The organism is Microvirga sp. (genome assembly GCF_014699075.1).
Lineage (GTDB): Bacteria > Pseudomonadota > Alphaproteobacteria > Rhizobiales > Beijerinckiaceae > Microvirga.
On the sequence record NZ_JACXAB010000001.1, the window covers coordinates 395,104 to 421,692 of the forward strand.

At 61.6% G+C, this 26,589-nt stretch carries 23 protein-coding genes; 14 read left to right on the forward strand and 9 right to left on the reverse strand.

Annotated features, from left to right (window positions below):
• Positions 1-66 precede the first annotated feature (66 nt).
• Positions 67-1,548 carry a mannitol dehydrogenase family protein gene (locus IC232_RS02030; protein ID WP_190843212.1) on the reverse strand — a complete coding sequence of 494 codons (1,482 nt, stop codon included), beginning with the start codon at positions 1,546-1,548 and terminating at the stop codon, positions 67-69.
• A gap of 310 nt (positions 1,549-1,858) precedes the next feature.
• On the opposite strand from IC232_RS02030, the gene IC232_RS02035 reads away from it, so the two are divergent.
• The 3 genes from IC232_RS02035 to IC232_RS02045 all read left to right on the forward strand — a co-directional run bounded on the left by IC232_RS02035 (position 1,859) and on the right by IC232_RS02045 (position 7,346).
• Complete coding sequence (locus IC232_RS02035) at positions 1,859-2,962, forward strand: branched-chain amino acid ABC transporter substrate-binding protein (RefSeq protein ID WP_190843213.1); 1,104 nt, start codon at positions 1,859-1,861, stop codon at positions 2,960-2,962.
• Positions 2,963-2,986: 24 nt separating this feature from the next.
• Entirely contained in the window at positions 2,987-6,184 is a 3,198-nt protein-coding gene (locus tag IC232_RS02040) for a response regulator (RefSeq protein WP_190843214.1), read from the forward strand.
• A gap of 115 nt (positions 6,185-6,299) precedes the next feature.
• On the forward strand, positions 6,300-7,346 hold the full coding sequence (locus IC232_RS02045) for an adenylate/guanylate cyclase domain-containing protein (RefSeq protein ID WP_190843215.1): 1,047 nt from the start codon (positions 6,300-6,302) through the stop codon (positions 7,344-7,346).
• Positions 7,347-7,379: 33 nt separating this feature from the next.
• On the opposite strand, the gene lpdA is transcribed toward IC232_RS02045, so the two are convergent.
• From lpdA to IC232_RS02070, 5 genes are all read right to left on the reverse strand, one after another.
• The gene (gene lpdA / locus IC232_RS02050; RefSeq protein ID WP_190843216.1) at positions 7,380-8,777 is read right to left on the reverse strand and encodes a dihydrolipoyl dehydrogenase; all 1,398 of its coding nucleotides are present in this window, start codon (positions 8,775-8,777) and stop codon (positions 7,380-7,382) included.
• A gap of 5 nt (positions 8,778-8,782) precedes the next feature.
• Positions 8,783-10,111 carry a dihydrolipoamide acetyltransferase family protein gene (locus IC232_RS02055; RefSeq protein WP_190843217.1) on the reverse strand — a complete coding sequence of 443 codons (1,329 nt, stop codon included), beginning with the start codon at positions 10,109-10,111 and terminating at the stop codon, positions 8,783-8,785.
• 1 nt (position 10,112) lies between these two features.
• Positions 10,113-11,126 carry an alpha-ketoacid dehydrogenase subunit beta gene (locus IC232_RS02060; RefSeq protein WP_190843218.1) on the reverse strand — a complete coding sequence of 338 codons (1,014 nt, stop codon included), beginning with the start codon at positions 11,124-11,126 and terminating at the stop codon, positions 10,113-10,115.
• Between the two features lie 3 nt (positions 11,127-11,129).
• On the reverse strand, positions 11,130-12,362 hold the full coding sequence (locus IC232_RS02065) for a 3-methyl-2-oxobutanoate dehydrogenase (2-methylpropanoyl-transferring) subunit alpha (protein ID WP_190843219.1): 1,233 nt from the start codon (positions 12,360-12,362) through the stop codon (positions 11,130-11,132).
• 116 nt (positions 12,363-12,478) lie between these two features.
• Entirely contained in the window at positions 12,479-13,195 is a 717-nt protein-coding gene (locus IC232_RS02070) for a GntR family transcriptional regulator (protein ID WP_190843220.1), read from the reverse strand.
• A 134-nt stretch (positions 13,196-13,329) separates the two neighbouring features.
• Here IC232_RS02070 and IC232_RS02075 point away from each other — a divergent pair, with 134 nt between their 5' ends.
• The 11 genes from IC232_RS02075 (at position 13,330) to IC232_RS02125 (ending at position 24,154) form a co-directional block, all read left to right on the forward strand.
• A complete protein-coding gene (locus tag IC232_RS02075; protein ID WP_210335210.1) occupies positions 13,330-14,316 on the forward strand; it encodes a sialic acid TRAP transporter substrate-binding protein SiaP in 987 nt (328 codons plus the stop codon).
• Positions 14,317-14,393: 77 nt separating this feature from the next.
• Positions 14,394-14,996: a TRAP transporter small permease gene (locus IC232_RS02080; RefSeq protein ID WP_190843222.1), complete on the forward strand. Its 603-nt coding sequence runs from the start codon at positions 14,394-14,396 to the stop codon at positions 14,994-14,996.
• A gap of 21 nt (positions 14,997-15,017) precedes the next feature.
• Positions 15,018-16,367: a TRAP transporter large permease gene (locus tag IC232_RS02085; protein ID WP_312895098.1), complete on the forward strand. Its 1,350-nt coding sequence runs from the start codon at positions 15,018-15,020 to the stop codon at positions 16,365-16,367.
• Between the two features lie 18 nt (positions 16,368-16,385).
• On the forward strand, positions 16,386-17,903 hold the full coding sequence (locus IC232_RS02090) for a UxaA family hydrolase (protein ID WP_190843224.1): 1,518 nt from the start codon (positions 16,386-16,388) through the stop codon (positions 17,901-17,903).
• Between the two features lie 787 nt (positions 17,904-18,690).
• Positions 18,691-19,155, forward strand: a complete 465-nt coding sequence (locus tag IC232_RS02095; RefSeq protein ID WP_190843225.1) for a Tat pathway signal protein — start codon at positions 18,691-18,693, stop codon at positions 19,153-19,155.
• A gap of 10 nt (positions 19,156-19,165) precedes the next feature.
• Positions 19,166-19,852, forward strand: a complete 687-nt coding sequence (locus IC232_RS02100; RefSeq protein WP_190843226.1) for a MotA/TolQ/ExbB proton channel family protein — start codon at positions 19,166-19,168, stop codon at positions 19,850-19,852.
• Entirely contained in the window at positions 19,852-20,298 is a 447-nt protein-coding gene (gene tolR, locus IC232_RS02105) for a protein TolR (RefSeq protein ID WP_190843227.1), read from the forward strand. Before IC232_RS02100 ends, tolR begins: the two co-directional genes overlap by 1 nt.
• A 17-nt stretch (positions 20,299-20,315) precedes the next feature.
• Positions 20,316-21,209, forward strand: a complete 894-nt coding sequence (locus tag IC232_RS02110; RefSeq protein ID WP_190843228.1) for an energy transducer TonB — start codon at positions 20,316-20,318, stop codon at positions 21,207-21,209.
• 135 nt (positions 21,210-21,344) lie between these two features.
• A complete protein-coding gene (locus tag IC232_RS02115) occupies positions 21,345-22,301 on the forward strand; it encodes an MBL fold metallo-hydrolase (RefSeq protein WP_190843229.1) in 957 nt (318 codons plus the stop codon).
• A gap of 33 nt (positions 22,302-22,334) precedes the next feature.
• Positions 22,335-23,939, forward strand: a complete 1,605-nt coding sequence (locus tag IC232_RS02120; protein ID WP_190843230.1) for an FAD-dependent oxidoreductase — start codon at positions 22,335-22,337, stop codon at positions 23,937-23,939.
• Positions 23,936-24,154 (forward strand): DUF2783 domain-containing protein, encoded by a 219-nt coding sequence (locus IC232_RS02125; protein ID WP_190843231.1) that lies wholly within the window; start codon positions 23,936-23,938, stop codon positions 24,152-24,154. Before IC232_RS02120 ends, IC232_RS02125 begins: the two co-directional genes overlap by 4 nt.
• Positions 24,155-24,164: 10 nt before the next feature.
• On the opposite strand, the gene IC232_RS02130 is transcribed toward IC232_RS02125, so the two are convergent.
• From IC232_RS02130 to IC232_RS02140, 3 genes are read right to left on the reverse strand one after another with little or no spacing between them, the layout of a single operon-like run.
• The gene (locus IC232_RS02130) at positions 24,165-24,869 is read right to left on the reverse strand and encodes an ABC transporter ATP-binding protein (protein ID WP_190843232.1); all 705 of its coding nucleotides are present in this window, start codon (positions 24,867-24,869) and stop codon (positions 24,165-24,167) included.
• Entirely contained in the window at positions 24,862-25,644 is a 783-nt protein-coding gene (locus IC232_RS02135; protein ID WP_190843233.1) for an ABC transporter ATP-binding protein, read from the reverse strand. Before IC232_RS02135 ends, IC232_RS02130 begins: the two co-directional genes overlap by 8 nt.
• The gene (locus IC232_RS02140) at positions 25,641-26,588 is read right to left on the reverse strand and encodes a branched-chain amino acid ABC transporter permease (RefSeq protein WP_190843234.1); all 948 of its coding nucleotides are present in this window, start codon (positions 26,586-26,588) and stop codon (positions 25,641-25,643) included. Before IC232_RS02140 ends, IC232_RS02135 begins: the two co-directional genes overlap by 4 nt.
• Between the last annotated feature and the right edge of the window lies 1 nt (position 26,589).

The following is a 26,589-nucleotide window of genomic DNA, read 5'->3' on the forward strand; positions in this document are numbered from 1 at the left end:
TGGGAGAGCGTCGAGATTGACCTGACATATTGGGAGCAGGCTGCTCCCAATGCCCCATGGATGTTTTTAGAGTTGGTTGCTCAGGTAGCGCTGCAGGGTTGCGCGAGTGCCTTCACGCCATAGCCCATTCAATGCCGCCTCGAAGCGGGAGCGGAAGACAGGGCTTTCGGAAACATCACCAAAGATGTCCCTCAGGTTGAGGAAGCTAGACGCATCCTCTCTTGCAGCCAAAGCTGCCGGTTGCAGGCGGCCGGCATTCGGATCGTCAAGTGCGAACGGCTGGCCCTGATCGTTCACACCCGCGCAGTACCGGCACCACAGGGCCGATACGAGAGCCAGCCCCGTGACATCTGCGCCATCCCTCAACCGATTACGCGTGGAGGGCAGGATGAACTTGGGCTGCCGATTGGAGCCGTCCTGGGCAAGACGGGGTATCGTGTCGCCGACATCGGGATTGCTGAAGCGGCTGGCGATCAGCTGATAGTAATCCTGGAGGTCGACACCCGGCACAGGCGGCACACAGGGAATGATTTCCTCCATCTCCAGTTTGTCGAGGAAGCCGCGCACCAGCGGATCCTCCATGGCCTGATGGACGTAGTGAATGCCCAGAAGTCCAGCCGGATAAGCGATGGCCGCATGTCCGCCATTGAGAATGCGCAGCTTCATGAACTCGAATGCTGCCACATGGGGCGTGAAGGTGACGCCGACCTCTTCCAAAGCCGGACGACCGGTGGGGAAATGATCTTCCAGCACCCACTGACGGAACGGCTCGCAAAAAACGGGCCAGTTATCCTGCACGCCGAAGCGCTCGACCAGAGCGGTGCGCTCCCTGTCGGTGGTTGCTGGCGTGATGCGGTCGACCATGCTGTTGGGAAAGGCCACCTGCTCGCGCACATAAGCCGCAAGAGACGGCTCGATCAGGTCCGCAAGGCCAGCAACGGCCTCCCGCGCGACATTCCCGTTGTGATGAATGTTGTCACACGACATGATCGTGAAGGGCGCAAGACCTTCATCCCGGCGGCGCTTGAGGGCTGCCAGGATTACTCCAAACACGCCCCTGGGCGTCTGCAGGTGCGCAGCATCATGCACGATGTCCGGATTCTCGGGATTGAAAGCCCCTGTGCCCGGATCGATGCAATATCCACCCTCCGTGATCGTGAGGGACACGATACGCAATGCCGGATCGTCGAGGGCTTGCACAATCGCGCGACCATCCTCTCCAACGGGAACGAAATCGACCATTGCGCCGGTGACCCGAGCATGATTGGCTCCGGGCTCGAGTTCCACCACGGTGGTGAGCCAATCCTGAGGCTCGAGCGCCTGTCGCATTGCCCTGTCACCAGAGCGGATGCCTGCGCCGATGAGGGCCCAATCACGATCCTTGCCCGCATTGAACAGCTCGTCCAGATACACCGCCTGATGAGCGCGGTGGAAGTTGCCGATGCCGATATGGAGGATCCCGGCCCTGAGTTCTGCACGATGGTAATTCGGCCGGGCTATGGCAGGCGGCAGGTTCGCGAGATGGTTCAGGTTCAGGATTCGGCTCATGATGCTGGCTTTTGTTGGTCGCGGCAGAGATGTGAATTCATGGATGACTTTCCTCCACCCATCAACATCGCCTGTAACAATGTCAACAGTTCGTCGGCTCTGACGGACCTCGGCTGCACCCCTTGTGGCGTATTCCCTAATAGCCTTGAAAGGCCAGCATCGCGACCATTCATGAATCGACCCTCGCTACCGTATCGACTAAGATGCAATCTGGAGCGCAAGCAGTCACTTGCGGCTGAAGACTTGTTGTGTCTTGCAGCAGGCAAGCGCTCCGAAGACGTTGGTGCAGCTCAGTGGCGGGAGGCTCGCCATGGAACGCAAACTGTCGGTTCTCGCTGCGGCCCTCGTCTTTGCGATGGCGAATGCCAGTTCGGCTGGCGCTGAGATCCTCATTGGCATGGCAGGAGCCCTGACGGGTCCTAATGCATACCAGGGTGAGCAGCAGCAACAGGGCGTTGAACTGGCCATCGAGGACATCAATGCCGCTGGTGGCGTGCTCGGCCAGAAACTGAGGCTTATTTCTGTCGACGACGCCTGCGACAGCGGCCAAGCGACTGCGGCGGCTCACAAGCTTGTTGCTGAGAAGGTAACTTTTGTCGTCGGGCACCAATGCTCGGGCGCTTCCATTCCGGCGGCTGGCATCTATGAGAGGGCCGGTATCATTCAGATGACGCCGGCCTCAACCAGCCCACGCCTGACGGAAGCGGGCCGCTCGAACGTCTTTCGCATTTGTGGGAGGGATGACCAGCAAGGCGCGATCGCGGGTGCCTATCTCGCAGCACAGGGGCGGGACACCAGGATCGCCATTCTCAGCGACGGATCGATCTATGGAAAAGGGCTGACCGAGGAAACGCAACGCCACCTTCGCAACAATGGTGGCACCGAGACACTCTATGGTGAACTTGAGCCAGGCCTGAGCGACTATTCAACTCTCATTGCGAAGTTGCAGGCTGGCGGAATTCACATTGTCTATTTCGCCGGATACTATCGGGAAGCAGCCATCCTGATCCGCAATGCACGCGAGCAGGGCTACAATCTTCAGCTCGTATCCGGCGACAGCATCGCGAGCGAAGCTTTCATCCAGGTGACAGGTGAGGCTGGCGAAGGAACGGTCTTCACTTCCTTCCGCGACCCGCGCAGAAACCCCGGCGCGACCTCTCTCGTCGAGCGATTTCGTCAAAAAGGATTCGAGCCAGAAGGCTACACCCTCTATAGCTACGGCGCCGTACAAGCCTGGGCCCAGGCGGTCGTGAAGGCCGGCTCGATCGAGCCCCAAGCCGTGATCGGCGCCCTTCATGCGAACGAGTTTGAAACCATTCTCGGTCGGGTCAGCTTCGATGCCAAGGGAGATGTGCGACAACCCGGCTTCGAATGGTTCATCTGGCGGAGTGGTCATTATGTGCCCTTGGAATGAGGAAGGGGCCATGCCCCTGTCAGCATGCCCTTCTACCTGAGTGTCCGCTGGCGCTTGCTTCTTGCCTTTCTCGGCATCAGCACCTTCGCGGTGTTGGCTGCAGCCACTGGGACCTATGCTTTCCGTCAGATGGCTCAAGTGATCGAGCAGATCACCGAGCAGCGCGTGCCTTCTGCTCTTTCGGCTCTTGACCTCTCACGGCAAGCCGAGCGCATCGTTGCGGCAGCGCCAACGCTTCTCACGGCTCACACGCAGGCCCAGTACCAGGAGACATCGGCTGCCATTACGGCGGAAGTCGAACGCCTCGAAGATCTGCTTGCCCAGATCCGGAGCGAGGTTGATCCAGCCACGATCGCCGCCATGGAGCCCGCTGTCGCGGGATTGCGGCGCAACCTCACAGGTCTTGCTGGCCTTGTGGCAGGACGCCTCGCCGTAGCAGCGCAAAAGGATGCGCTGGTCCAGCGCCTCTCAAACGCAACGGTGGCGGCGCAACGCCTGATCGCCCCTGCCCTCGTGGTCCTGGACGCGAAGTTTGCAGCCTCCCGTCGCATAGACCGTGGCGAGCAGACAACTGCAGGCTTTCCGCAACCTCCTTCGGTGATCGTGCAGGAGATTGCCGAAAACCTTCTCATGCAGAAGGCGCAGCTTGAATTCGCCGCGATCAGCGACGGCCTGCTCAAAGCATCACTTGCCGAGAAGGCTGCCGATATCGCGGTGATGAGCTTTCCTCTCAACCGCTCCCTGTCGGCCTTGCGCCAGATCGCCTCTGAATTGGCGGATCAACGCCTGCGATCCCGCTTCGATCAGCGCATCTCGGATTTCGCTCGTTTGACCGATGGGCAGGACAGCATCCTGTCGGCACGGAGGACGGAGCTCATCCTCGTCGAGGATGCCGAGCGGCTTCTTGCAGAGAATGCAGGCCTTTCTGCACAGCTGACGAAAGCAGTCGACGGTCTCGTCACGATGGCCCGTGACGACATAAGTGCTGCAAGCGGTGAGGCTTTGATGGCTCAACGCATCGGCCGAAACATTCTGCTGAGTGTCGTGTCTCTCAGCCTTCTGAGTTCTCTGCTCATCGTCTGGCTCTATGTCGATCGCAATCTGGTCGCGCGGCTGCAGAACCTGAGCAACAGCATGCTGGCGATTGCCGGAGGCAATCTGCGCACACCTCTGCCACGGGATGGAGGGGACGAGATCGGGCAGATGGCAAAGGCTCTCGCCGTCTTCCGAGATACGGCAATCGAGGTCGAGGAGAAAAACCTGCGCGAGGTCGCCAGCGCCCGGCAACGGCTGATTGATGCAATCGAGAGCATCAACGAGGGCTTCGCCCTCTACGACGCCGAGGATCGCCTCATTCTGTGCAACAGCCGCTACGAGGAGCTCCTTTATCCTGGATCCGGCGTTCCCATGGAGCCTGGAACGTCATTCGAGACGGTGATCCGGCGTGCCGCGGAGCGAGGCCTCATCCTGGAGGCGAAAGGGCGGGTCGACACCTGGGTGGCCGAAAGGCTGGCGCGCCACAGAAATCCGGTCGCGGCCGAGATCCAACACCGAGACGGCAATCGCTGGATCCAGGTCTGCGAGCGCCGGATCGCAGGAGGCGGGACTGTCGCGGTCTACACCGACATCACGGAAATCAAGCACCATGCGACGCAGCTTGAGCTCGCCCGTGATGAAGCCATGGCGGCGACGCGGGCAAAGAGCCAGTTCCTGACGAACATGAGCCATGAGCTGAGGACGCCGCTGAACGCCATCATCGGCATTACCGAGATGCTCAAGGACGAGGCCGAAGAGACGGGAGATGAGCCCCTGGTCGAACCGCTGGACAGGATCCGTCACGCCGGTACGCATCTCCTGACCCTTATCAATGAAATCCTCGACCTCGCCAAGATCGAGGCAGGCAAGCTGGAGCTCCATCCGGAGGAAATCGATCTTGATGCCTTGCTCAGGGATGCTTCATTGACGGCTGATCCTCTTGCGAGAAGCAACAACAACCAGCTCAAGGTCGAGATCGCCCCTGATATTGGCAGGATGCAGACCGATCCCGTTCGCCTGCGACAGGTACTGCTGAATCTGCTGAGCAATGCCTGTAAGTTCACGAAAGACGGAACCGTGACAATAAAGGCTTCCCGGATCGTGAACCGAGGAGGAGATACAATAATGATTGCGGTTCATGACACGGGTATCGGCATGACGACCGAGCAATGCGACAAGCTCTTTCAGGAGTTCAGCCAGGCGGACAGCACGACGACACGCAAGTTCGGGGGGACCGGGCTCGGACTTGCCATCAGCCGCCGGCTTTGCCGCGTCATGGGCGGCGACATAAACGTGCAAAGCGCTATGGGGGTGGGCAGCACTTTCACCGTCTCCCTGCCGGCAGGCGGGGTGATAGGCCCTCCCAGAAGACGCTCCATCGCAGGAAGTTCCCCGGCGATCCCGCAGCCTCTCGGACGAGGAAGACGCGCGCTGATCATCGATGACGAGGCGACATCGCGAGAGATCCTGCGCCAGATCCTGATGCGTGAGGGCTTCGAAGTGTCGACGGCGGAGAGCGGCCGACGAGGCGTCGAGATCGCCCGTGAGATCAGGCCATCGGTCATCACCCTGGATGTCCTGATGCCGGACCTCGATGGCTGGAGCACTCTCCAGCAGTTGAAGCGTGATCCGGACCTTCAAGATATCCCGGTCATCATGGTCACCATCGTCGACGAGGAGAACCAGGCCTATGCCCTTGGGGCCGCCGCCTATCTGACGAAGCCCGTCAACCGCGAGAGCCTCCTGAAGGCTCTTGCTGCCTGCCGAGCCGATCATGCGAGCTCTCGGGTTCTGGTCGTGGAGGATGATCCGCACACCCGAGGATGGCTTGCCCGGATCTTGCGCGAGGACGGGTGGGAGGTGGCCGAAGCCGAAAACGGGCGGGTTGCCCTGGACCGTCTCCCGCTCGTCAAGCCCGATATCATCCTCCTCGACCTGATCATGCCGGAAATGGACGGGTTCGAGTTGGTCGATGAGATCCGTCGAAGCGAGGAGATGCGACATCTTCCCCTCATCGTTCTGACGGCTGCCGACGTCGACGAGGAAGCCCAGCGGCGCCTGAGCGGCGGCATTCGAAGAATCTTGCGCAAGAAGCTCGGCGACCGCGATGAAGTTCTCGCCACGTTGCGGGACGTCATCGCCGATTGTCTGCGGCTCGGCCGAGTGGAGCACCAGGAGAAAATGTGATCAGAATTCTCAATATCGAGGACGATGGGGCCCTGAGCACCTGTGATACCAAACCGGTCGACCTCGAGAGATTGCTTGAGACAATCGGCGCATTGATCCAGGATCGGAGCTTTCCATGACCAACGCCGGCGTCCGCATCCTTGTGGTCGATGACAACGAAGACAACCGGTACACGCTGACGCGAAGGCTTCAACGTGAGGGATGGGCGGATCTGGCGACAGCTGAGAATGGGCGCGAGGCTCTCACTCTGATTGCCCATGAGCGCTTCGACCTCGTTCTCCTCGATATTATGATGCCCGAGGTCAATGGCTACGAAGTCCTGAAGCATCTCAAGACGGACTCGACGACGCGCGACATCCCGGTCCTGATGATTTCCGCCCTATCGGAATTCGAGAGTGTCGTCCGCTGCATTGAACTCGGAGCCGAGGACTATCTGCCCAAGCCGTTCAACCCGGCGCTCTTGAGAGCACGCGTGAGAGCCTGCCTTGAGAAGAAGAGACTGCACGATCAGGAACTCAGCTACCTCACCGAGATCGATCATCAGCGGCGTCGCGCCGAGGCACTTCTTCATGCCATTCTGCCGTCGCAGGCGGTCGACGAGCTTGAGCAGTCCCAGACCGTGACGCCCCGCCGCCACGATGATGTCGTCGTGTTCTTCGCCGACATCGTCGGATTTACCGCCTATTGCGATCTCCTTGCCCCCGAGGAGATTGTCGCGAACCTTCATGTGTACGCCTCAAGCTTCGAAGAGATCGCCTCGCAGCATGGCCTCGAGAAGATCAAGACTGTTGGCGACGGATTTCTCGCCACTGCCGGCCTGCTCCTGCCCAATGCGGATCCGGTGATGGCAAGCGTCAAATGTGCCATGTCGACCATCGCATCGGCCCGTGATCTGCCTCTGCCTTGGGATGTGCGCGTTGGCATCCACGTCGGCCCTGTTGTTGCGGGCGTCGTCGGGCGGCAGAAATTCAGCTTCGATATCTGGGGGGATACGGTGAATGTCGCCGCACGGCTCGCCGGGCACGGCAGGCAGAGCGGCATCAATCTGAGCGCTACTGCCTGGGAGCGCATTCGGACGCGTGTCGATGCCGCCCCCCTGGGACCTGTTCTCATCAAGGGCAAGGGCGCTATCGACGCCTACAGGATTGCCCCTCCAGGATAGATGAGGCGGACGGCTCCTGGCCGTCCGCCGCTCTCAGATATGGAGTTCGCGCCCGAGTGACTTCAGGGCACTCTCCTGGAAAGCCTCGCCCTGGGTGGGGTGCGCGTGAATGGTGCCGGCGATATCCTCAAGACGTGCCCCCATCTCAACGGCAAGGCCGAACGCAGCAGAGAGTTCGGACACGCCCTGCCCGACGGCTTGGATGCCGAGAACCAAGTGATTGTCCGCCCGGGCCACGACGCGCACGAAGCCTTCTTCGCCAAGTTTCGTCATGGCGCGGCCATTCGCTGAGAACGGGAAATGGCCTACCCTGATCTCACCACCGGTCTTCTGAGCCTCGTCCGAGGTCAAGCCGACGGCGACGATCTCAGGATCGGTGAAGCACACCGCCGGAATGGCTCGCTTGTCCCAGACCCGCTTGTGGCCTGCGATGATCTCGGCCACCATCTCACCCTGCGCCATGGCCCGATGGGCCAGCATCGGCTCGCCCGTCACGTCACCGATGGCGTAGATGCCCCGCATCGAGGTCTGGCATTTCTCGTCGATCCGGATGAAAGGCCCATCCATATCGAGGACGAGTTCCTCCATCCCCCAGCCTTGCGTCACCGGCCTTCGGCCAACCGTCACGAGAATCCTGTCGGCCGCCAGCGACACTTCGGATCCGTTCTCGGTTTCGACCAGAAGAGCGCCACCGGATTTGGTCAGCCCCCTGGCTTTTGCGCGTGTCATGACGTCGATGCCGAGCGCCTGCAACCTCTTGGACACCGGCCGGGTGAGTTCCGCATCATATTGCGGCAGGATGCGCGCCTGCGCCTCGACGACGGTTACCTTTGCGCCCATCTTGGCGAAGGCTGTCCCAAGCTCGAGACCGATATAGCCGCCACCGACGACAACCAGCCGCTCCGGAACGGCCGTCAGCGAAAGCGCTTCGGTCGAGGAGATGACGGCTCCGCCGAATGGCAGGCTGGAGAGTTCGACCGGAGCCGATCCGGTTGCGATCACCACATTCTCGGCTCGGATGATCTGCCGGCCGGTTTCCGTTTCCACCTCGACCGTCCTGCCGTCGCGAAACCGCGCCCGGCCTTGGACCATCTTGACCTTGGATTTCTTGAGGAGACCCGACACACCGCTGTTCAACCGGCCTACAACGGTGTCTTTCCAAGCGATGGTTTGCGACAGATCGATCTCGGGTTTCGTCGTTTTGATCCCGAGCGGGTTCTTCCCCGATGCCAGATGAACAACCCGGTCGTATTCCTCAGCGGCATGAATGAGCGCCTTGGATGGAATGCAGCCCACATTGAGACAGGTCCCGCCGGGTTTCCTCTCTTCCACGATGACTGTATCGATGCCGAGTTGTCCGGCGCGAATGGCGCAGACATAGCCGCCCGGCCCTGCTCCGATGACGAGGAGCTTGCAGGAGATGTCCTTCATTGACGTCAAGCCTCCACGAAGATCATTGCAGGTGTCTCCAGCAGCGTCTTGATACGCTGCACGAAGACCGCCGCATCCCAGCCGTCGATGATCCGGTGATCGAAACTGGAGGACAGATTCATCATCTTGCGGGGAACGAACGTCGAACCATCCCAAACAGGCCGTACCATGATCTTATTGACGCCGACGATGGCAACCTCGGGATAGTTGATCACCGGTGTCGTGACGATGCCACCCATTGCGCCGAGCGACGTGATGGTGATCGTCGAGCCGCTCAATTCCTCTCGGGTGGCGAGACCGGCTTTGGCGGCTTCAGACAGGCGGGTCAACTCCGTGGCGCAGCCCCAGATATCCCGCGCTTCCGCATGCCGGACGACGGGCACCATCAGGCCTGAACCGGTCTGGGTGGCAATGCCGATATGAACGCCGCCGTGCTGATGAACGACGCCCGCCTCGTCGTCATAGATGGCGTTCAAATGCGGTTGTTCGGCGATGGCCTTGACCATGGCGCGCATCAGGAAGGGCAGCAGGGTCAGCTTGGGTCTGTCGGATCGTTTGGTTGCGTTGAGTGTCGTCCGCAGGTCTTCAAGGGCGGTGACATCCACCTCTTCGACATAGGTGATATGCGGGATGCGCGATTTCGCAATCGCCATCTTCTCCGCAATCTTGCGGCGCAGCCCAATCACTTTGACATGTTGGACGGATGTATCCTGAACCAGGCCCTGGGCTTTGGTGACCTGCGGGCCGTGGGTGAGGAACGCGTCCAGATCTTCATGGGTGATCCGGCCGGCGGGTCCGGAGCCTGGAACCTGCCTCAGGTCGATCCCGGCTTCGCGGGCCCGCAGACGGACCGCCGGCGAAGCGACCGGCTTTTCACCTTCGGTGCGCGGGACGGAGGGGCGGTGTACTCTCACGGGCGGGCTTTTCGGAACCTCGACAGGTTGAGGCCGGGGCGCTTCCCTCGCCTGCTTCTCGACAACGGCCTCCGAGGTTTTGACCGCGCCATCGGCCTGCGCCTCGATATCCTTCGGCCGTGACGGTGCCTCAGGTGCCTTATCGGATGTGTCGAGATCGTAGGCAGCGCCCGCCTCATCTCCTGTCTTCAAGCGGATCAGGGGAGATCCGATCGCGACCACGTCTCCGATGTCCGCGCCGAGCCACAGAACCTCTCCATCGACGGGAGAGGGAATCTCCACCGTCGCCTTGTCGGTCATCACGGCTGCGAGCAAGGCGTCCTCGCGCACAAGATCGCCGACCTTGACGTGCCATTCCACGAGTTCGGCCTCAGCGATTCCCTCGCCCACATCGGGCATCTTGATCAGGTGCTCACTCATGTTAGGCCTCCACCGTCTCGATAAGCGCGCGACCGACCCGAGCAGGCCCTGGGAAGTAATCCCATTCCTGCGCATGCGGATAAGGCGTGTCCCATCCGGTCACGCGCGCAATCGGCGCCTCGAGTTGAAAGAAGCAGGCTTCCTGAACGAGTGCCGCCAGCTCCGCTCCGAATCCCGATGTGAGCGTCGCCTCATGGACGATCACGCAACGGCCCGTCTTCCGAATGGACGCAACGATCGTCTCCATGTCGAGGGGAAGCAGGGTGCGCAGATCGATGATCTCCGCGTCGACCCCTGTCTCCGCTGCAGCAGCCTGCGCGACGTACACCATCGTCCCGTAGGCCAGCACGGTCACGGCTGCCCCCTCACGCACGATGGATGCCTTGCCGAGCGGCAATGTGAAATGTCCGCTCGGAACCTCTCCGAGATCGTGCTTCGACCACGGCGTGATCGGACGGTCGTGATGGCCATCGAACGGCCCGTTGTAGAGCCGTTTCGGCTCCAGGAAGATCACCGGATCGGGATCCTCGATGGCCGCGATGAGCAGGCCTTTGGCATCGTGCGGATTTGACGGCACGACAGTCTTCAACCCGGACACATGGGTGAACAGGGCTTCGGGGCTCTGACTGTGGGTCTGCCCACCGAAAATTCCGCCACCGGTCGGCATGCGGACAACGAGCGGACAGGTGAACTCGCCGTTCGACCGGTACCGCAGGCGCGCTGCCTCCGACACGATTTGGTCATAGGCCGGATACATGTAATCGGCGAACTGAATCTCGATGCAGGGATGAAGCCCGTAAGCCGCCATGCCGATGGCGGCTCCCACGATGCCTGCTTCGTTGATTGGGGCATCGAAGCAGCGGGTCTTCCCGTATTTCTGCTGCAGGCCTGCCGTGCAGCGGAAGACGCCGCCGAAATAGCCGACATCCTCGCCGAAGACGACGACGCGTTCGTCACGCGCCATCATCACGTCCATCGCGTCCCGGATGGCTTCGATCATCGTCATGCGTGCCATGGATCAGACCCCCGCCTGCTGACGCTGCCGGCGCAGATGAGGCGGCATCTCGGCATAGACGCCGTCGAACATGTCGCGCGCGGAGGGCTTTCCGCCGGCATGCAGCGTGCCGTAGCTCTCCGCCTCCTTCTGTGCGGCAATCACCGTATCGAGAATCTCGGCCTCGGCTTGCTTGTGCCGCTCCTCGGACCAGACGCCTCGCACGATCAGGTGGTTCTTCAAGCGGATGATCGGATCGCCGAGGGGCCAGGCATCGGACTCGGTCTTCGGCCGATAGGCCGACGGATCGTCGGATGTGGAATGTGCGCCGGCCCGGTAGGTCACGTATTCGACGAGCGTCGGCCCGAGATTGCGACGGGCCCGCTCGACGGCCCATTTTGCCACGGCATAAACGGCCAGATAGTCATTGCCGTCCACCCGCAGCGACGGAATGCCGAAACCCAGGCCCCTGGCCGCGAAGGTGCCCGATCCTCCCCGGGCGATGCCTTGGAAGGTCGAGATCGCCCATTGGTTGTTGACGATGTTGAGGATGACCGGCGCCTTGTAGGTTGAGGCGAAGACGAGGGCGGCATGGAAATCGGACTCGGCGGTCGAGCCGTCCCCGATCCACGCGGCGGCGATCTTGCTATCGTTGCGGATCGCCGAGGCCATCGCCCAGCCGACAGCCTGTATGTACTGGGTCGCAAGATTGCCGGAGATTGTGAAGAAGCCATGCTCCTTGGAGCTGTACATGACGGGCAGCTGGCGTCCTTTGAGCGGATCGCGCGCGTTGGAATAAATCTGGCACATCATGTCGACCATGGGATACCCATCCGCGATCAGGAGGCCAGCCTGGCGATAGGTCGGAAAGTTCATGTCGCCTGGGGAGAGCGCCCTGCGGAAGGCGCAGCTGATCGCCTCCTCTCCGAGATGCTGCATGTAGAAGGATGTCTTTCCCTGGCGCTGGGCAATCAGCATCCGGGCGTCGAAGGCCCGCAGCGTCATCATATGACGCATGCCCTCGATCAGCTCCTCCTCGCTCAGCAGACCGGCCCACGGACCAACGGCTTCGCCACGCCGGTTCAGAACGCGAATGATCGAAAAGGCGAGATCCCGGATGGACTCAGGATCGACATCGATGTCCGGCTTAGGGACAGCTCCTGCCTTGGGAATCTTGACATTCGAGAAATCCGGGGCTCCCCCCGGGCGAACGGCCGGCTCCGGCACGTGAAGGGACAGAGGTGCGTCAGTCGTCATGATTTGTTGTTCTCCTCCGGAGAGAACTAGGAAAGAAACACCATCCGGCCATAGGTGCAACGAGGTGGAAATGAGACCTGGGGAAAGGGCCTCCCCATCATTCGACCTGGCGGGTGTCAGATATGTACGAACACGTCCGCATGTTCGGCCGAGAAGCGCCCCAGCTCTTCCATGACCTCATCGAGGTGCGCCGCCATGGCCCTGTGTGCCGCTTGCGGGTCTCGCGTCTCAATCGCGTGGAAGATCTCGCGATGTTCGGCCAGGGTTACGGTATGGCGGCGGGGCGACGAGAGGAGCCGGCGGACCCGGTCGATATTGGCACGGGATGCATCGATGACCGCAGCCACGCGAGGCAGGCTCAGACCCTCGACCAGAATCGTGTGGAACGCGAGATCCAGGGCATAGAAGCCGGGGCGGTCTCCTCGCTCGACAGCCTCCTGCTGCGCCCGCAGGTTTTCACGAAGGGTGTCCATATCGACCATCGACAGGTGTTCGGCTGCCTTTTCCGCCACCATGCATTCGAGAGCCTGGCGGATCAGCATCGATTCCCTGATCTCAGGCAGGCGGATGCGGGCGGCCCGGCTGCCGCGCTGCGGCAGGATTTCGACGAGACCCTCCGTCGCGAGACGGGCGAGGGCCTCCGAGACGGGAAATCGGGAGACGCCGAGGGCAACGCAAACAGCTCCCTTGTCGATGAACTCGCCCGGCTCGAAATCGAGATTGACGATAGCCGATCGAAGCGAGCGCTCGACCTGCTCGGTGGTGTTCCCCCGTGGCCCTCGCTCCAAGGGAGTTAGGAATTGGTCGTATTTTCTCTTGTCGAACGCGTCCATATCTCTAACATGTTAGCTCAACCGATGGGCAAAAGCCACAAGCTTGTCGGGTGCCTCCGGCGAGATCACCACTCGCCGATCATCACGAGCCGGCCGCAGAGCCGGGCTTCTTCGGAGGAACGCCTATGCCATCTTTGACCCGCCGCCTAGCTTTCGGCCTTATCGCGGCCGCAACCATCGCCCTCCCCGCCCTTCCGGCAAGTGCCCAGACCAAGCTCAAATGGGCTCACGTCTACGAGACGTCGGAGCCCTATCACAAATGGGCCCTCTGGGCCGGCGAGGAGCTTAAGAAGCGGACCAACGGCAAGTACACGATCGAGGTCTTCCCGGCCTCGTCGCTCGGCAAGGAGAGCGACATCAACGAGGGCCTGTCCCTCGGCACGGTCGACATCATCTATACCGGCCAGCTCTTTGCCGGCCGTGCCCATGGGCCGGTCGCCATCGGCGGCGCCCCCTACATGTTCCGGGACTTCGGCCACTGGAATGCCTTCCGGAAGTCCGATCTCTTCAAGGAGCTTGGCCAGGGATACGAGAAGAAGACCGGGCATCGGGTCGTGAGCCTCACCTATTACGGCGAGCGGCATGTGACGGCCAACAAGGACATCACCAAGCCCGAGGACATGAAGGGTGTGAAGATCCGCGTGCCCGATGCGCCGCTCTACACAATGTTCCCAAGGGCCGTCGGCGCGAATCCGACGCCGATTGCCTTCGCGGAGGTCTACCTGGCGCTCTCGCAAGGCGTGGTTGATGCGCAGGAGAACCCGCTCGTCACCATCCAGGCCAAGAAGTTCCATGAGGTCCAGAAGAACATCGTGCTGACCGGGCACATCACGGATGCCCTTCTCAGCATCGTTTCCGGCGGCACGATGAAACGCCTCTCAGCCGAGGAGCAGAAAGCCTTGACCGAGGTTCTGCAGGAGGCGGCCGACAAGTGCACCGACGACATCGCCAAGATGGAGAAGGAGCTTGTCGAATGGTTCAAGGGCCAGGGCAAGAACGTGGTGACGGTGGATCGGGCGCCGTTCCGTGAAGCGGTGGTCAAGATGCACATGGGTTCTGATGCCACCTGGGATAAGGCAGTCTACGACCGTCTCCAGGCGATCAAGGCAGCCACCAACTAGCACGATCCTCGAGGCTCCCTTCCTCGTGGAGGGAGCCTCACACTTCTCATTGAGAAAAGCTGGAACGAAGGCCCACGATGCAGAACACCCAGGCCCCTGCCATCAACGAAGCGAGGACCGATGCGGCTCCTTCGGGAGACATCCATCAGGAGATGGATGAACTCTTCGAACAATGGCGCGAGGAGGAGGCCCATGTAGACCTCTCCGATCGTCGGTGGTCGGATGTGTTGGTCTTTGGGATCTTCTGGATCCTGTTCGGGATCGTCTTTCTGCAGTTCTTCACCCGTTATGTTCTGAACAACTCGCTGGGATGGACGGAGGAAATAGCCCGGTATTTTCTCATCCTGATCACCTTTGTCGGGTCGGTCACGGCCATGCGCAAGGGTTCGCACATCGCCGTCGAGGCGCTTCTGATCTATGTTCCCCGCGAAGCGAGGCACTGGACCCTTGTTGCGGTGGACGGCCTCGTCGCCCTCTTCTGCGGCGCCATGGCGTGGTATGCCTATCAGCTCGGCGCACTCGCTCCAGGCTACATGGTCTCGATCGATATTCCGAAAAGCTACCTGTATTGGGCGGTGTCTGCGGCCCTGGCCGGCGTGACCGTGCACGCGGCCTTACGATTTCTGCGACGCCTGCGCCGCCGTGAGGCGGATGCCCCTCACAGCCTGACAATCGACTGAGGGCGGATATCTACCATGCTCATTACCCTGATGCTTGTTGCCCTCCTGATCATGATCGTCATCGGCGTCCCGATCGCGGTGGCTTTGGCAGGATCCTCACTCCTGTTCCTTTTCATCGGAAACATCACGGGTGAGATCACGACCCCGGTGATCACGGTGATTCACCGGATGGTGAACGGTGTCGATTCCTTCCCCCTGCTGGCGGTGCCCTTCTTCATCATGGCCGGAAACCTGATGAACTCCGCCGGCATCACCAAGCAAATCTACGACTTTGCCGTCGCGGCTGTCGGCTGGCTGAAGGGCGGCCTTGGCCACGTGAACGTCGCCGGCTCCGTTATCTTCGCCGGAATGTCGGGCACAGCCGTGGCGGATGCAGGCGGCCTTGGAACGATCGAGATCAAGGCCATGCGCGATCATGGCTACGACACGAAGTTCGCCGTGGGTCTCACTGCGGCGTCATCGACCATCGGACCCATCATTCCGCCGTCTCTGCCGCTTGTCATCTACGGTGTGGTTGCCAACGCGTCGATCAATGCACTCTTCGTCGCAGGCATCGTTCCTGGCTTGATCATGGCGCTCTTCATGTCGGCCACTGTGGCTCTCTATGCCCATTACTATGGGATCGGGCGCGATGCGAAGTTCGAGTTCAGGCGTCTCGGGCGCTCCTTTGTCAATGCGTTCCTACCTCTCCTCACGCCCGCCATCATCATCGGCGGTATGAGCTTCGGCCTGTTCACGCCCACGGAAGCGGCGGTCTTCGCCTGCGCCTATGCGCTCCTGCTATCGACCGTGATCCACCGCGGCTTCAACATGGTGCTTGCCGCGCGCGGACAGCGGCCCCGCTATTCGGTGCTGAGCCTGCGCCAGTTCATCCGTGTGACCATGGACACGGTTGAGACGACGGCCGTGGTGCTTCTCATTGTGGCAGGAGCCTCGATCTTCGGCTGGGTGCTGACCACAACCCGCACCACCGACGCTCTCGGCGAATGGATCATCACCTATGCGGCCGATCCGATCACCTTCCTGATCCTGGTGAACGTCTTTCTGCTGATCGTCGGCTGCTTCATGGAGACGATTGCAGCCATCACCATTCTGACCCCCGTGCTGCTGCCGGTTGCCGTCAAGCTCGGCATCGATCCGGTTCACTTTGGCCTCATCATGGTCCTCAACCTGATGATCGGGTTGCTCACGCCTCCGGTCGGAATGGTTCTGTATGTGCTCACCCGCGTGGCGAACATCTCCTTCGAGGAATGCATGAAGGCCTGTGCCCCTTGGCTGGTGCCCTTGCTTCTCGTTCTTTTCCTCATCACCTTTGTCCCTGAAACCGTCCTTTGGCTGCCGCAATTCCTCAAGGAAAACGGCTACCTCTGATTTTGAAAAGTGATTGCCATGAACACTCCACGCACGATCCGTCTTTCACCTGATGACAACGTCGTTATTGCCATCGACCTTGTGAACCAAGGTACCGACGCTGCCGGCCTGACAGCCCGCGAGCGCATCCTGCGCGGCCACAAGATGGCCGTGGAGCCGATCCGCGAGGGGGAGCCGATCCGGAAATTCGGCCAGATCATCGGTTTCGCCAAGAGCCATATCGCGCCAGGCGAATGGGTGCACGAGCACAATGTGGGCCTGCACGATTTCGAGCGGGATTACGCCTTCTGCACCGAGGCAAGAGAGAACGACCTGCTTCCGCCGGAACTGCAGGCGACCTTCCAAGGATACCGGCGCGCCTCGGGCAAGACCGGGACGCGCAACTACATCGGCATCCTCACATCGGTGAACTGCTCGGCCTCCGTTGCGCGCTTCGCTGCGGCAGAGGTGGAACGCTCTGGCATTCTGCGCGACTATCCGGGCATCGACGGCATCGTTGCCATTGTTCACGGCACGGGCTGCGGCCATGCAGCCTATGGTGAGGGGTTCGAGATCCTGCGCCGGACTCAATGGGGCTATGCCAGCCACCCCAACTTTGCGGGCGTGATCATGGTCGGCCTGGGTTGCGAGGTGTTTCAGATCGGTCGCATGAAGCAGGAGTACGGCCTCACGGAGACGGACACCTTCCGCACCCTGACGATCCAGGAAACCGGCGGAACCCGGCGGACGGTTCAGGCCATTGCCGACGCGGTGAAAGCCATGCTCCCGATCGTCGCGAAGGCGCAGCGGGAGACACGCCCCGCTTCGGAACTGATCCTGGCTCTTCAATGCGGCGGCTCCGACGGTTACTCCGGTCTCACCGCCAATCCGGCCCTGGGTGTCGCGTCCGATCTGCTCGTGCGTCACGGCGGAACATCCATCCTGTCCGAGACCCCGGAGATCTACGGCGCGGAGCATCTGCTCACCCGCCGGGCCGCAACCCGGGACGTCGGTGAAAAGCTGGTTTCACGGATCAGGTGGTGGGAAGCCTATACCGAGCGCAACGGTGGCGAGATGAACAACAACCCGTCACCGGGTAACAAGGCAGGCGGCCTCACGACGATTCTCGAGAAGTCCCTGGGCGCCACTGCAAAGGGCGGCCGCTCCACGCTTCAGGCCGTGTACGAGTATGCCGAGCAGGTGAAGGATCACGGCTTCGTCTATATGGACACCCCCGGCTACGATCCTGTTGCCGCCACGGGCCAGGTGGCAGGCGGTGCGAATCTCATTGCCTTCACCACAGGGCGAGGATCCGCTTTCGGGTGCAAGCCTGCTCCATCCCTCAAGCTCGCCACCAACTCTGACATCTACCGCCGGATGATCGACGACATGGACATCAATTGCGGCGACATCCTTGACGGCGTTTCCCTGGAAGCAAAAGGGCAGGAAATCTTCGATATCCTGCTGAAAGTCGCTTCCGGAGAGCCCACGAAGTCGGAGGAGCTGGGTTATGGCGACCTTGAGTTCGTTCCCTGGCAGGTGGGCGCCGTCATGTGACCGAGGGTTGACCGCCGTTCATGAACAGCCGACAGGCTGCGATAAAGGCAGATTCTTCCCATAGGGAAGTGTCTTTTAACGATGTGTTAACCATATTCCCGCAACCATGCTCGGGCTGATCCAGTAGACGGATCAACACTCTCCCATAAGTGAACGAGGCACGGATGTACTGCCTCGCTTCGCTTTGGGATGCAGTGTCAAGGGCATCAGCAAGCCCCTGAACTCATCACCGAAAACAGAATATCTTGACGGATGCGGGCGAAGCGCCTGTCACGACTCGGCGTCAGACCAGCACATAAAGCGCTGTTGCGAGAGCAGCGACCCCGCCGACGAAGGCGTATGGATACCAAGTGGGAAACGGCTTGTCGTGACCTTTGAAACCCACGCTGCAACTCCCTGATACAAAGTGCCAGTTCAGTCCCTTGTTCATTTCCAAAATGGTATTTTTGTGAACCGCCGATGATGCGTGTACGAGCGTGGGTGAGACCCCTTCAGCAGCCTTGGCGCACTTAAAAGCCGCAAAAACCTACTTTGAAGGCATTGTAAGGAAGCGAAATCGCTCCCGTTCTCAACACTGTAGCGCTTGTTTTAGAACGCCTCTGATTTTCGTCTAAGCCCTTGATCTGGATAGCTTCTCCCAGATATCTCATCTGACCGCCCCGAAGACGTTTGGCTGGTTTCGGACATGCGCCCGTAACGGCGGTTCACAGGGATGCTGGCGTATTCTCTTGCATGGGTAAGGCTGCGCATCTGCGCGCTCGTCCATGCGAACGAGAAGGAGAGGTTCATGAGGACAAGCCCGTGGAACGAGCCTGGGTTTTCGACAGGAGGCATATGGGCATGTCTCGCCCTGCTCCTCCCCTTCAGCGGAGCGGCTCTGGCTCAGGATCGTGCTTCGCTCTCGCCTCTGCGCATCGAGCTGAACAAGATCGAGGCTGCGGGCGAGAACTGCCGAACCTATTTCCTGATCGATAATCAGAAGGGCGACAGCTGGCGCTCCCTGAAGCTTGATCTTTTTGCCCTCGATACGGACGGTGTCGCGGCCAAGCGTCTGGCTGTTGAAGTCGGCCCCGTGCCCGGCCGCAAGACCCTCATCAAGCTGTTCGACTTTCCTGGCTTGAGCTGCTCCCGATTCGGACGCGTTCTCCTCAACGATGTCATGACCTGCGAGGGTGCTGCGAATTCCCGCGAAGAGTGTCTGTCGGCCCTCGAGACCTCCTCCAAGATCGACGCCGTTTCGTTCACGAAGTGAGATTGCTGTGATGAACGACATCGTAGCTCCCGCCCCGCACGATCTCTCCTTTGTCGGACTGTTCCTGCAAGCCGATCCGATCGTCAAAGGCGTCATGATCCTGCTCGTTCTCGCATCGCTTGGGTGCTGGACGATCGTGGTCGATAAACTTCTGCGTTTCAGGAGCGTCCGTCGTCAGGCGCGCGCCTTCGAAATGGCTGCCCGCTCGCCTGAGAAACTTCGCCAGCAATCGACTGGAACAACCGGACGGATTGTTGCCGCTGGCCAAGAGGCGTGGCGCGATCAGGACGCGTCGGAGAGCCGCGCGGAGCGTCGGGAGCGGATCGAGCGGGCCATGCGCGCTGCGCTGTCGGCCGACATGCGCCAGCTCCAGGTGGGATTGCCGTTCCTGGCCACCACAGGATCGGCCGCGCCATTTATCGGCTTGTTCGGCACAGTCTGGGGAATCATGAACTCATTCTCCGCCATCGCCGCAAGCCAGGACACCAGCCTCTCGGTGGTCGCTCCCGGTATTGCCGAGGCCCTGTTTGCAACAGCCATCGGCCTCGTGGCCGCCATTCCGGCGGTGATCGCCTACAACAAGCTCACGACCGATCTTGGCCGCCTGCAGCAATCCTTCACGGCAGGCATCACGGCGCTCGGCGACCGGCTCGCACGCGATCGCAAGCCCCACCTGCGCACAGAGGCCGCCGAATAATGGGCATGGGACCGCTCCGCACAGGCGAGCCGGACGACGAGTTCGGCGTTGCGCCTCTGTCCGAGATCAATGTCACGCCGCTTGTCGACGTGATGCTTGTGCTGCTCATCATCTTCATGGTGGCCGCACCTCTGATGACCGTCGGCGTGCCGGTGAACCTGCCGAAAACGGCAGCCGCGAAGGTATCGCAGCCGAAGCAGCCGGTCGTGATCAGCATCGACGCGCAGGGTCAGCCGTTCCTCGACAAAGAGCCGCTCACGCCGGACATGATGATGCCGCGTCTCAAGGCATTGGCCGCGCAGGATCCAGCGCAAGTCGTGCTGGTGCGAGGCGACAGGGCAGTCTCATACGGGCGCATCGTCGAGATCATGGGACAGGTCAGTGCGGCCGGCTTCAGCAAGGTCTCGCTCATCGCTCAGGCATCAGGCGGAATGCCGGCCCGGTAGCACCTGAACCAAGCCCGATGTCCGCACAAAGCATCCGTTCGACGCATGAGCCGAGCCGGCTCGGAATTGCCTTCTGCATGGCGCTCGCCCTGCATGGAGCCGTTCTGGGAGCGCTGACGCTCTGGCGATCCAACAAGATGGATAACGCCCCTGGCGAGCAGGAGATCATCATTGATCTTGCTCCTGCCATGGAGGAGGCGATGTCCGTCGCACCTGCGGAGATGTCCGCAGTTGCGGCGCCTCCCCCGGAACCGGTGCCGCTCGTACCGGAGAGCGTCGAGCCCGTGGTGCCTGAAGAAGTGACGGCGGAGCAGCCTGTGGAAGCGGCCGAACTCCCTGAACCGCAGGACACCACTGAAGTGCCTCCGGTCGAGGCAGAAATGGCCATGGAACCTGAACCGGCCGTGGCTCTTCCCCCACCCGAGGTGGTTGTCGCAAAGCCTGTTGAGCAGCCACCTCCGCCGAAGCCCGAGAAGAAGCCGCCACCGCCTAAGCCCGTGGAGCGGAAACCTCCTCCACGCCGGACTGTCGCCCAGCCGCAGCCGCCGTCCGAAGAACGCCAGGGACAGGCCTCTTCTTCACGCGAGAACACGGGAGGCGCTGCGGCCTCGGCCGATCCGACGGCACTCAACCGGTATGTGGCAAGTCTTACCGCAGCCCTGCGGAACCGCCTGCGCTATCCGGATGTCGCCCGCACTCAAGGGATCGATGGCGTGGCAACCCTGCGCTTCACCATGGATCGCTCCGGCCGCATCATCAGCTCGACCGTGACCCGAAGCGCCGGACATCCGGCTCTCGACCAAGCTGCGATTGCTGCGGCAAGTCCGGGCTCATCGCTTCCTCCAGCACCAGCGGCTCTCCCGCAGCAGCAATTCTCGATCTCCGTACCGCTGCGTTTCAATCTGCGCTGATGATCTTCTCCGTCTTGAGGCCTGTGAACTTGACGGTCGCAGGATCGGGTTTAACCTGCTCACGAACAGCGCCTTTGGTCATCTGACCGTCCTGCCAGCGACGGAAGAAGGACCGCGGCCAGCGGGAGGAGCAGCATGGCTGACAAGGCTTTCGCCTCAACGGGAGATATGGCCGACAAGACCGTGTCCTTCACCGGGATCGGGCCGGATCTTTACGCCTATACCGCCGAGGGCGATCCCAATACCGGTGTGATCGTCGGCGATGACGGCTGCATGGTGATCGACGCGCAGGCCACCCCGATGATGGCCGAGGATGTGATCGCCCGCGTACGATCCGTGACCGACAAGCCGATCAAATACGTGGTGCTCTCGCACTACCACGCTGTGCGCGTGCTTGGCGCATCGGCCTATAGCGCTCAAGGAATCATCGCCTCGAATGCCACGTATGACCTCATTGTCGAGCGCGGCGAGCAGGACAAGGCTTCAGAGATCGGACGCTTCCCGCGTTTGTTCAAAGGCGAGAGCAGCATCCCGCCCGGCCTCACCTGGCCCACCCTCACCTTCGAGAGCGGCATGTCGGTGTTTCTGGGCAAGCGTGAGGTGAAGCTTTTTCATCTCGGCGCCGGCCACACGGCGGGCGACATCGTGGCCTGGGTGCCGGACGCGGAGGTCATGTTCACCGGCGATCTCATGGAGTATCACTCGGCCTGCTATTGCGGAGACGCCTATTTGCGCGAATGGCCGCTGACGCTCGACGCCATCCTGGACTTCCAGCCGCAGGCCATCGCTCCCGGTCGCGGCGCTGCCTTGCGCGGCAGCCAGCAGGTTCGCGAGGCAGCGGCCATGACCCGCGACTTCGTCACCACGCTCTATGGCGCAGCTGAACTGTCGGCGGCGCGTGGTCGCTCGCTGAAGGAGACGTTTGCCGCAACCCGCGAGGTCATGGATCCGAAGTTCGGAGACTTCGCCATCTATGAGCACTGCCTTCCCTTCAACGTCTCGCGCGCCTTCGACGAGGCCTCAGGCATCGATCATCCCGTGATCTGGACCGCTGAGCGGGATCGCGAGATGTGGGCGGCCCTCCAGAGCTGACGCTCGGTTCGAGATGGAGGGATGGGAAGCGCCATGAACACCCGCAAAGTCCTCTATCAATACGGCTACCGCCGCTGCCCCGATCAGGATCGCCCCTCTCCTGCCCGCCATTCCGTGGTGGTGGTCGGCGCAGGACCTGTCGGGCTGTGCACGGCCATCGATCTCGCGCAGCGCGGCATCCCCGTGGTGCTCCTCGACGACGCAGACCGGATCGGCGAAGGGTCGCGCGGCATCTGCTATGCCAAGCGCACGCTCGAGATCCTCGACCGTCTCGGGGTTGCGGAGCCTTGCCTCGAGAAGGGGGTGACCTGGAAGATCGGCAAGGTCTTTCAAAACGACGACCTGCTCTACGCCTTCGATCTTCTGCCCGAGGAAGGGCACAAGATGCCCGCCTTCATCAATCTCCAGCAATACTATCTGGAGCACGCCCTCGTGGAGCGCGCTGCTGCACTCCCGAACCTTGAGATCCGCTGGCGGAACAAGGTGGTGGACCTTAAACGCCACAACGACGGGGCTAAGCTCACCATCGAGACGCCCGAAGGCCTCTATGATCTCGACGCCGAATGGATTGTCGCTGCCGATGGCGCGCGCTCCCCTTTGCGCGCCATGCTGGGACTGGCGTTCCAGGGTGAGGCCTTCGAGGACCGGTTCCTCATTGCCGACGTGAAGATGAAAGGCGATTTTCCGCCCGAGCGCTGGTTCTGGTTCGATCCACCCTTCCATGACGGCCAATCCGCTCTCCTGCACAAGCAGCCGGACGATGTCTGGCGGATCGACCTGCAGCTCGGGCGTGATGCGGATGTGAGAGCCGAGCAGGCGCCTGAGCGTGTGATGCCGCGGCTCAGGCAGATGCTGGGCCACGACAATTTCTCGCTCGAATGGGTCTCGGTCTACACCTTTCAGTGCCGTCGCCTGGAGCGCTTCGTTCATGGCCGCGTGGTGTTTGCCGGAGACGCAGCCCATCAGGTCTCGCCCTTCGGCGCGCGAGGCGCAAATTCCGGCATTCAGGATGCGGACAATCTGGCTTGGAAGCTTGATCTCGTTCTCAAGGGTGAGGCGCCGGAGCGGCTGATCGAATCATACGATCTCGAACGCTCTGCCGCCGCCGATGAGAATATCGGTCACTCGACCCGTTCGACCGACTTCATCGCGCCACGCTCGGCGCAGGAACTTCGCTTCCGCAATGCGGCTCTGGCCCTCGCGCGCCATGCTCCCTTTGCCAAGCGGATGGTGAATTCGGGAAGGCTATCGATGCCGTCCACTTACGACACACCGCTTTCGACGCCGGATGTGGACACCTGGTCCGGCTCTGCTCGCCTCGGCGCCCCTCTTCCCGACGCTCCCATGCAGGACCGTAACGGACGGCCGATCTGGTTGCTTGATGCGATTGGCGGTGAGGAGACGATCCTGCATGTGCCGAACGGAGCTCAGCTCCCGACGGGCTCCCGCGTTCTCGTCATCGGTGACGATCTTATCGACGCGCACGGCACCTTCGCACAGCGATTCGATGCGAGCCCTGGCAGCACCTATCTCGTGCGTCCCGACCAGCACCTCGCAGCACGCTGGCGCCATGGGACACCCTCGCTGATTAAAGGCGCCTCCTATCGTTTGCGAGGGTTTGAGGGAGGCCATGCATGACCACGCTCACTACCGAGAGCCGTCTGGCCGACCCGGATCAAACCTATCGTACGCTGATCGAGGCGCATCGAGGGTTGTCGGATGAGGACAGCGCGGCCCTCAACAGCCGCCTTGTCCTGATCCTGGCTAATCACATCGGCGAGCACGCGGTGCTCCAGGAGGCCATTGCTCTCGCGAAGCAGAGCATGGAGCCCGTGGAACCCACGTCGGAGTGATCAGATCTTGCTACGCGATCCCGAGATAGGCCGCTTTCACTTGAGGATCTGCAAGCAGGGAAGAACCCGTTCCGCTATAAGCAACCTTGCCGGTCTCAAGCACATAGCCGCGATCGGCGATGCCTAAAGCCGCGCTGGCGTTCTGCTCCACGAGAAGCACCGTGATTCCGTCCTTCCTCAGGGACACGATGGCATCCAGGATCTGATCGACCAGAAGCGGCGACAAACCGAGCGACGGCTCGTCCAGCAGCAGGAGCTTGGGGCGCCCCATCAGCGCCCGGCCGATGGCCAGCATCTGCTGCTGACCGCCGGACAACCCACCGGCCAGGAGGTGACGCTTCTCGGCCAGGATCGGGAACATCGCGAAGACGCGATCGCGATCCTGCTCGATCTCCTTGTCACGCCGCCTGTAGGCCCCAAGTCTCAGATTGTCCTCGACGGTGAGAGGTCCGAACACCTGACGACCCTCGGGCGATTGGGTAATGCCGAGTTCCACCCGCTGATGAGGCGGCAGGCGATCGATGCGCTGTCCTTTGAAGCGTATCTCTCCGCCGGTCATCGGCTGCACGCCAGAGAGAGCGCGCAGCAGGGTGGTCTTTCCCGCGCCATTCGCGCCGACGAGCGCCACGACCTCACCAGTACGCACCTCAAGGCTGACACCTTTCAGAACTTCGATCCGGCCATAGGCGCTGCGCAGGTTCTCCACTTCAAGCACGGGCAGCCTCCCGGGCACCGTGCTGTCCCAGATAAGCCTCAAGGACCCTTGGATCATCGCGCACCTCCCGCGGCGTTCCTTCGGCCAGCGGCCTGCCTCGCTCCAGAACCAGGATCCTGTCGGAGATCTTCATGACAAGCTTCATGTCGTGCTCCACGAGCACGACGGCGACACCCCTGTCGGCAACCTGCCGGATCAGGTGATCGATTTCCTCGGTCTCGACCGCATTGCAGCCGGCCGCCGGTTCATCGAGAAGCAGCACGCGCGGTTCGGCCGCGAGGGCGCGGGCGATCTCGAGGCGCTTGCAGGCGCCATAAGGGAGCGACCCGGCCGGCACGTCCGCAGCATCCTTGAGGCCCACAGAGACAAGGAGATCAAGCGCGGCAGCCCGCGTCTCCCGGTTCTGGCGCGTCACGGACGTCGTTCTGAACAGCGCTGGCAGGAGACTGCACTTTTCGCGGAGATGGCGCCCAACCATCACGTTCTCGCAAGCCGTCATGCGCTGGAAGATCTGCAGGTTCTGGAATGTGCGGGAGAGGCCCCGAGCAGCCAGCTTGTGGGGTGACAGACCGGTTACATCCTCGTCGGCCAAGTGGATCGTGCCACGGCTTGCGGCGTAGATGCCGGAAACGATGTTGAACAGCGTTGTTTTTCCGGCCCCGTTCGGCCCGATGATCGAGAGGATCTGGCCGGGGCTCACCGTGAAGCTCACGCCATCGACGGCTTTCACGCCGCCGAAGGAAATGCCGATATCCGTGGCCTTGAGGATCGTCATGACCGTGCCCTCCTGAGGAACAAGCCCGAGAGGCTCGGCACGATGCCGTTTCGCATGAAGATCATGGACACGATGATGATGAGGCCGAGCAACAGATGCTCGTATTCGTGGAAGACCGTCAGCGCCTGCGGCAACGTCACCAGGACGGCCGCGCCGACGATGCTGCCGACGACGGACCCAAGCCCGCCGAGAACCACGATGGTGACGAGTTCCACAGAATGCAGGAACCCGGCCTGATCCGGGTTGATGAAACCGTTCATGAACGCGAGCGCCGAGCCGGCGATCGAGGCATAGACGGCGGCGATCACGAAGGCCTGCAGCTTGAAGCGGGCGACATCGACGCCCACCACCTGGGCCGCCACTTCGCTGTCATGCAGCGCACGGAAGGCCCGCCCCGTCGGGGTCTCGTCGAGGTTGAGCGCGATCCAGGTTCCGACGAGCAGGAGGGCACCCGTTACCCAATACCATGTGTACGATCCGCTGACGCGCCAGCCGAACAGGGTCAGACGCTCGACCGGCATGCCGTCCGGCCCGCCGGTCCAACGGCTTTCCGTCGAGATCACGAGCGCGATGAGCACGCCGAGGCCGAGGGTTGCAATGGCGAGATAATGCCCCTTCAGCCGCAGGATCGGGCGTCCGACCAGATAGGCAAGTACCGCGGAGAGGACGGCACCAATGAGAAGTGCCGCCCAGGGCGGGATGCCGAGATGCGTCGGCCCGATGGCAACGGCATAGGCTCCGATCCCGAAAAACGCCGCGTGGCCGAGACTGACCTGGCCTGCCTGCCCCATGAGAATGTTGAGGCCGATAGCCGCCAGCGCCGACACCCACACGAGCGACGCCACGCGGAAGTAGTAGCTTGAAGGAAAGACGAGCGGGAGCACTGCGATGACGGCCGCCAGCACGGCGAGGGTCACGAAGCGCTGGTTCAGGAGAGCACCCATT

Coding starts and splice junctions, on each gene's coding strand:
- IC232_RS02115 (WP_190843229.1), top strand. CDS start 21,345: ATGGCTGACAAGGCTTTCGCCTCAACGGGAGATATGGCCGACAAGACC.
- IC232_RS02060 (WP_190843218.1), bottom strand. CDS start 11,126: ATGGCACGCATGACGATGATCGAAGCCATCCGGGACGCGATGGACGTG.
- IC232_RS02135 (WP_190843233.1), bottom strand. CDS start 25,644: ATGACGATCCTCAAGGCCACGGATATCGGCATTTCCTTCGGCGGCGTG.
- IC232_RS02035 (WP_190843213.1), top strand. CDS start 1,859: ATGGAACGCAAACTGTCGGTTCTCGCTGCGGCCCTCGTCTTTGCGATG.
- IC232_RS02120 (WP_190843230.1), top strand. CDS start 22,335: ATGAACACCCGCAAAGTCCTCTATCAATACGGCTACCGCCGCTGCCCC.
- IC232_RS02140 (WP_190843234.1), bottom strand. CDS start 26,588: ATGGGTGCTCTCCTGAACCAGCGCTTCGTGACCCTCGCCGTGCTGGCG.
- IC232_RS02095 (WP_190843225.1), top strand. CDS start 18,691: ATGAGGACAAGCCCGTGGAACGAGCCTGGGTTTTCGACAGGAGGCATA.
- IC232_RS02100 (WP_190843226.1), top strand. CDS start 19,166: ATGAACGACATCGTAGCTCCCGCCCCGCACGATCTCTCCTTTGTCGGA.
- lpdA (WP_190843216.1), bottom strand. CDS start 8,777: ATGAAGGACATCTCCTGCAAGCTCCTCGTCATCGGAGCAGGGCCGGGC.
- IC232_RS02110 (WP_190843228.1), top strand. CDS start 20,316: ATGTCCGCACAAAGCATCCGTTCGACGCATGAGCCGAGCCGGCTCGGA.
- tolR (WP_190843227.1), top strand. CDS start 19,852: ATGGGCATGGGACCGCTCCGCACAGGCGAGCCGGACGACGAGTTCGGC.
- IC232_RS02070 (WP_190843220.1), bottom strand. CDS start 13,195: ATGGACGCGTTCGACAAGAGAAAATACGACCAATTCCTAACTCCCTTG.
- IC232_RS02080 (WP_190843222.1), top strand. CDS start 14,394: ATGCAGAACACCCAGGCCCCTGCCATCAACGAAGCGAGGACCGATGCG.
- IC232_RS02090 (WP_190843224.1), top strand. CDS start 16,386: ATGAACACTCCACGCACGATCCGTCTTTCACCTGATGACAACGTCGTT.
- IC232_RS02030 (WP_190843212.1), bottom strand. CDS start 1,548: ATGAGCCGAATCCTGAACCTGAACCATCTCGCGAACCTGCCGCCTGCC.
- IC232_RS02040 (WP_190843214.1), top strand. CDS start 2,987: ATGCCCTTCTACCTGAGTGTCCGCTGGCGCTTGCTTCTTGCCTTTCTC.
- IC232_RS02055 (WP_190843217.1), bottom strand. CDS start 10,111: ATGAGTGAGCACCTGATCAAGATGCCCGATGTGGGCGAGGGAATCGCT.
- IC232_RS02045 (WP_190843215.1), top strand. CDS start 6,300: ATGACCAACGCCGGCGTCCGCATCCTTGTGGTCGATGACAACGAAGAC.
- IC232_RS02065 (WP_190843219.1), bottom strand. CDS start 12,362: ATGACGACTGACGCACCTCTGTCCCTTCACGTGCCGGAGCCGGCCGTT.
- IC232_RS02125 (WP_190843231.1), top strand. CDS start 23,936: ATGACCACGCTCACTACCGAGAGCCGTCTGGCCGACCCGGATCAAACC.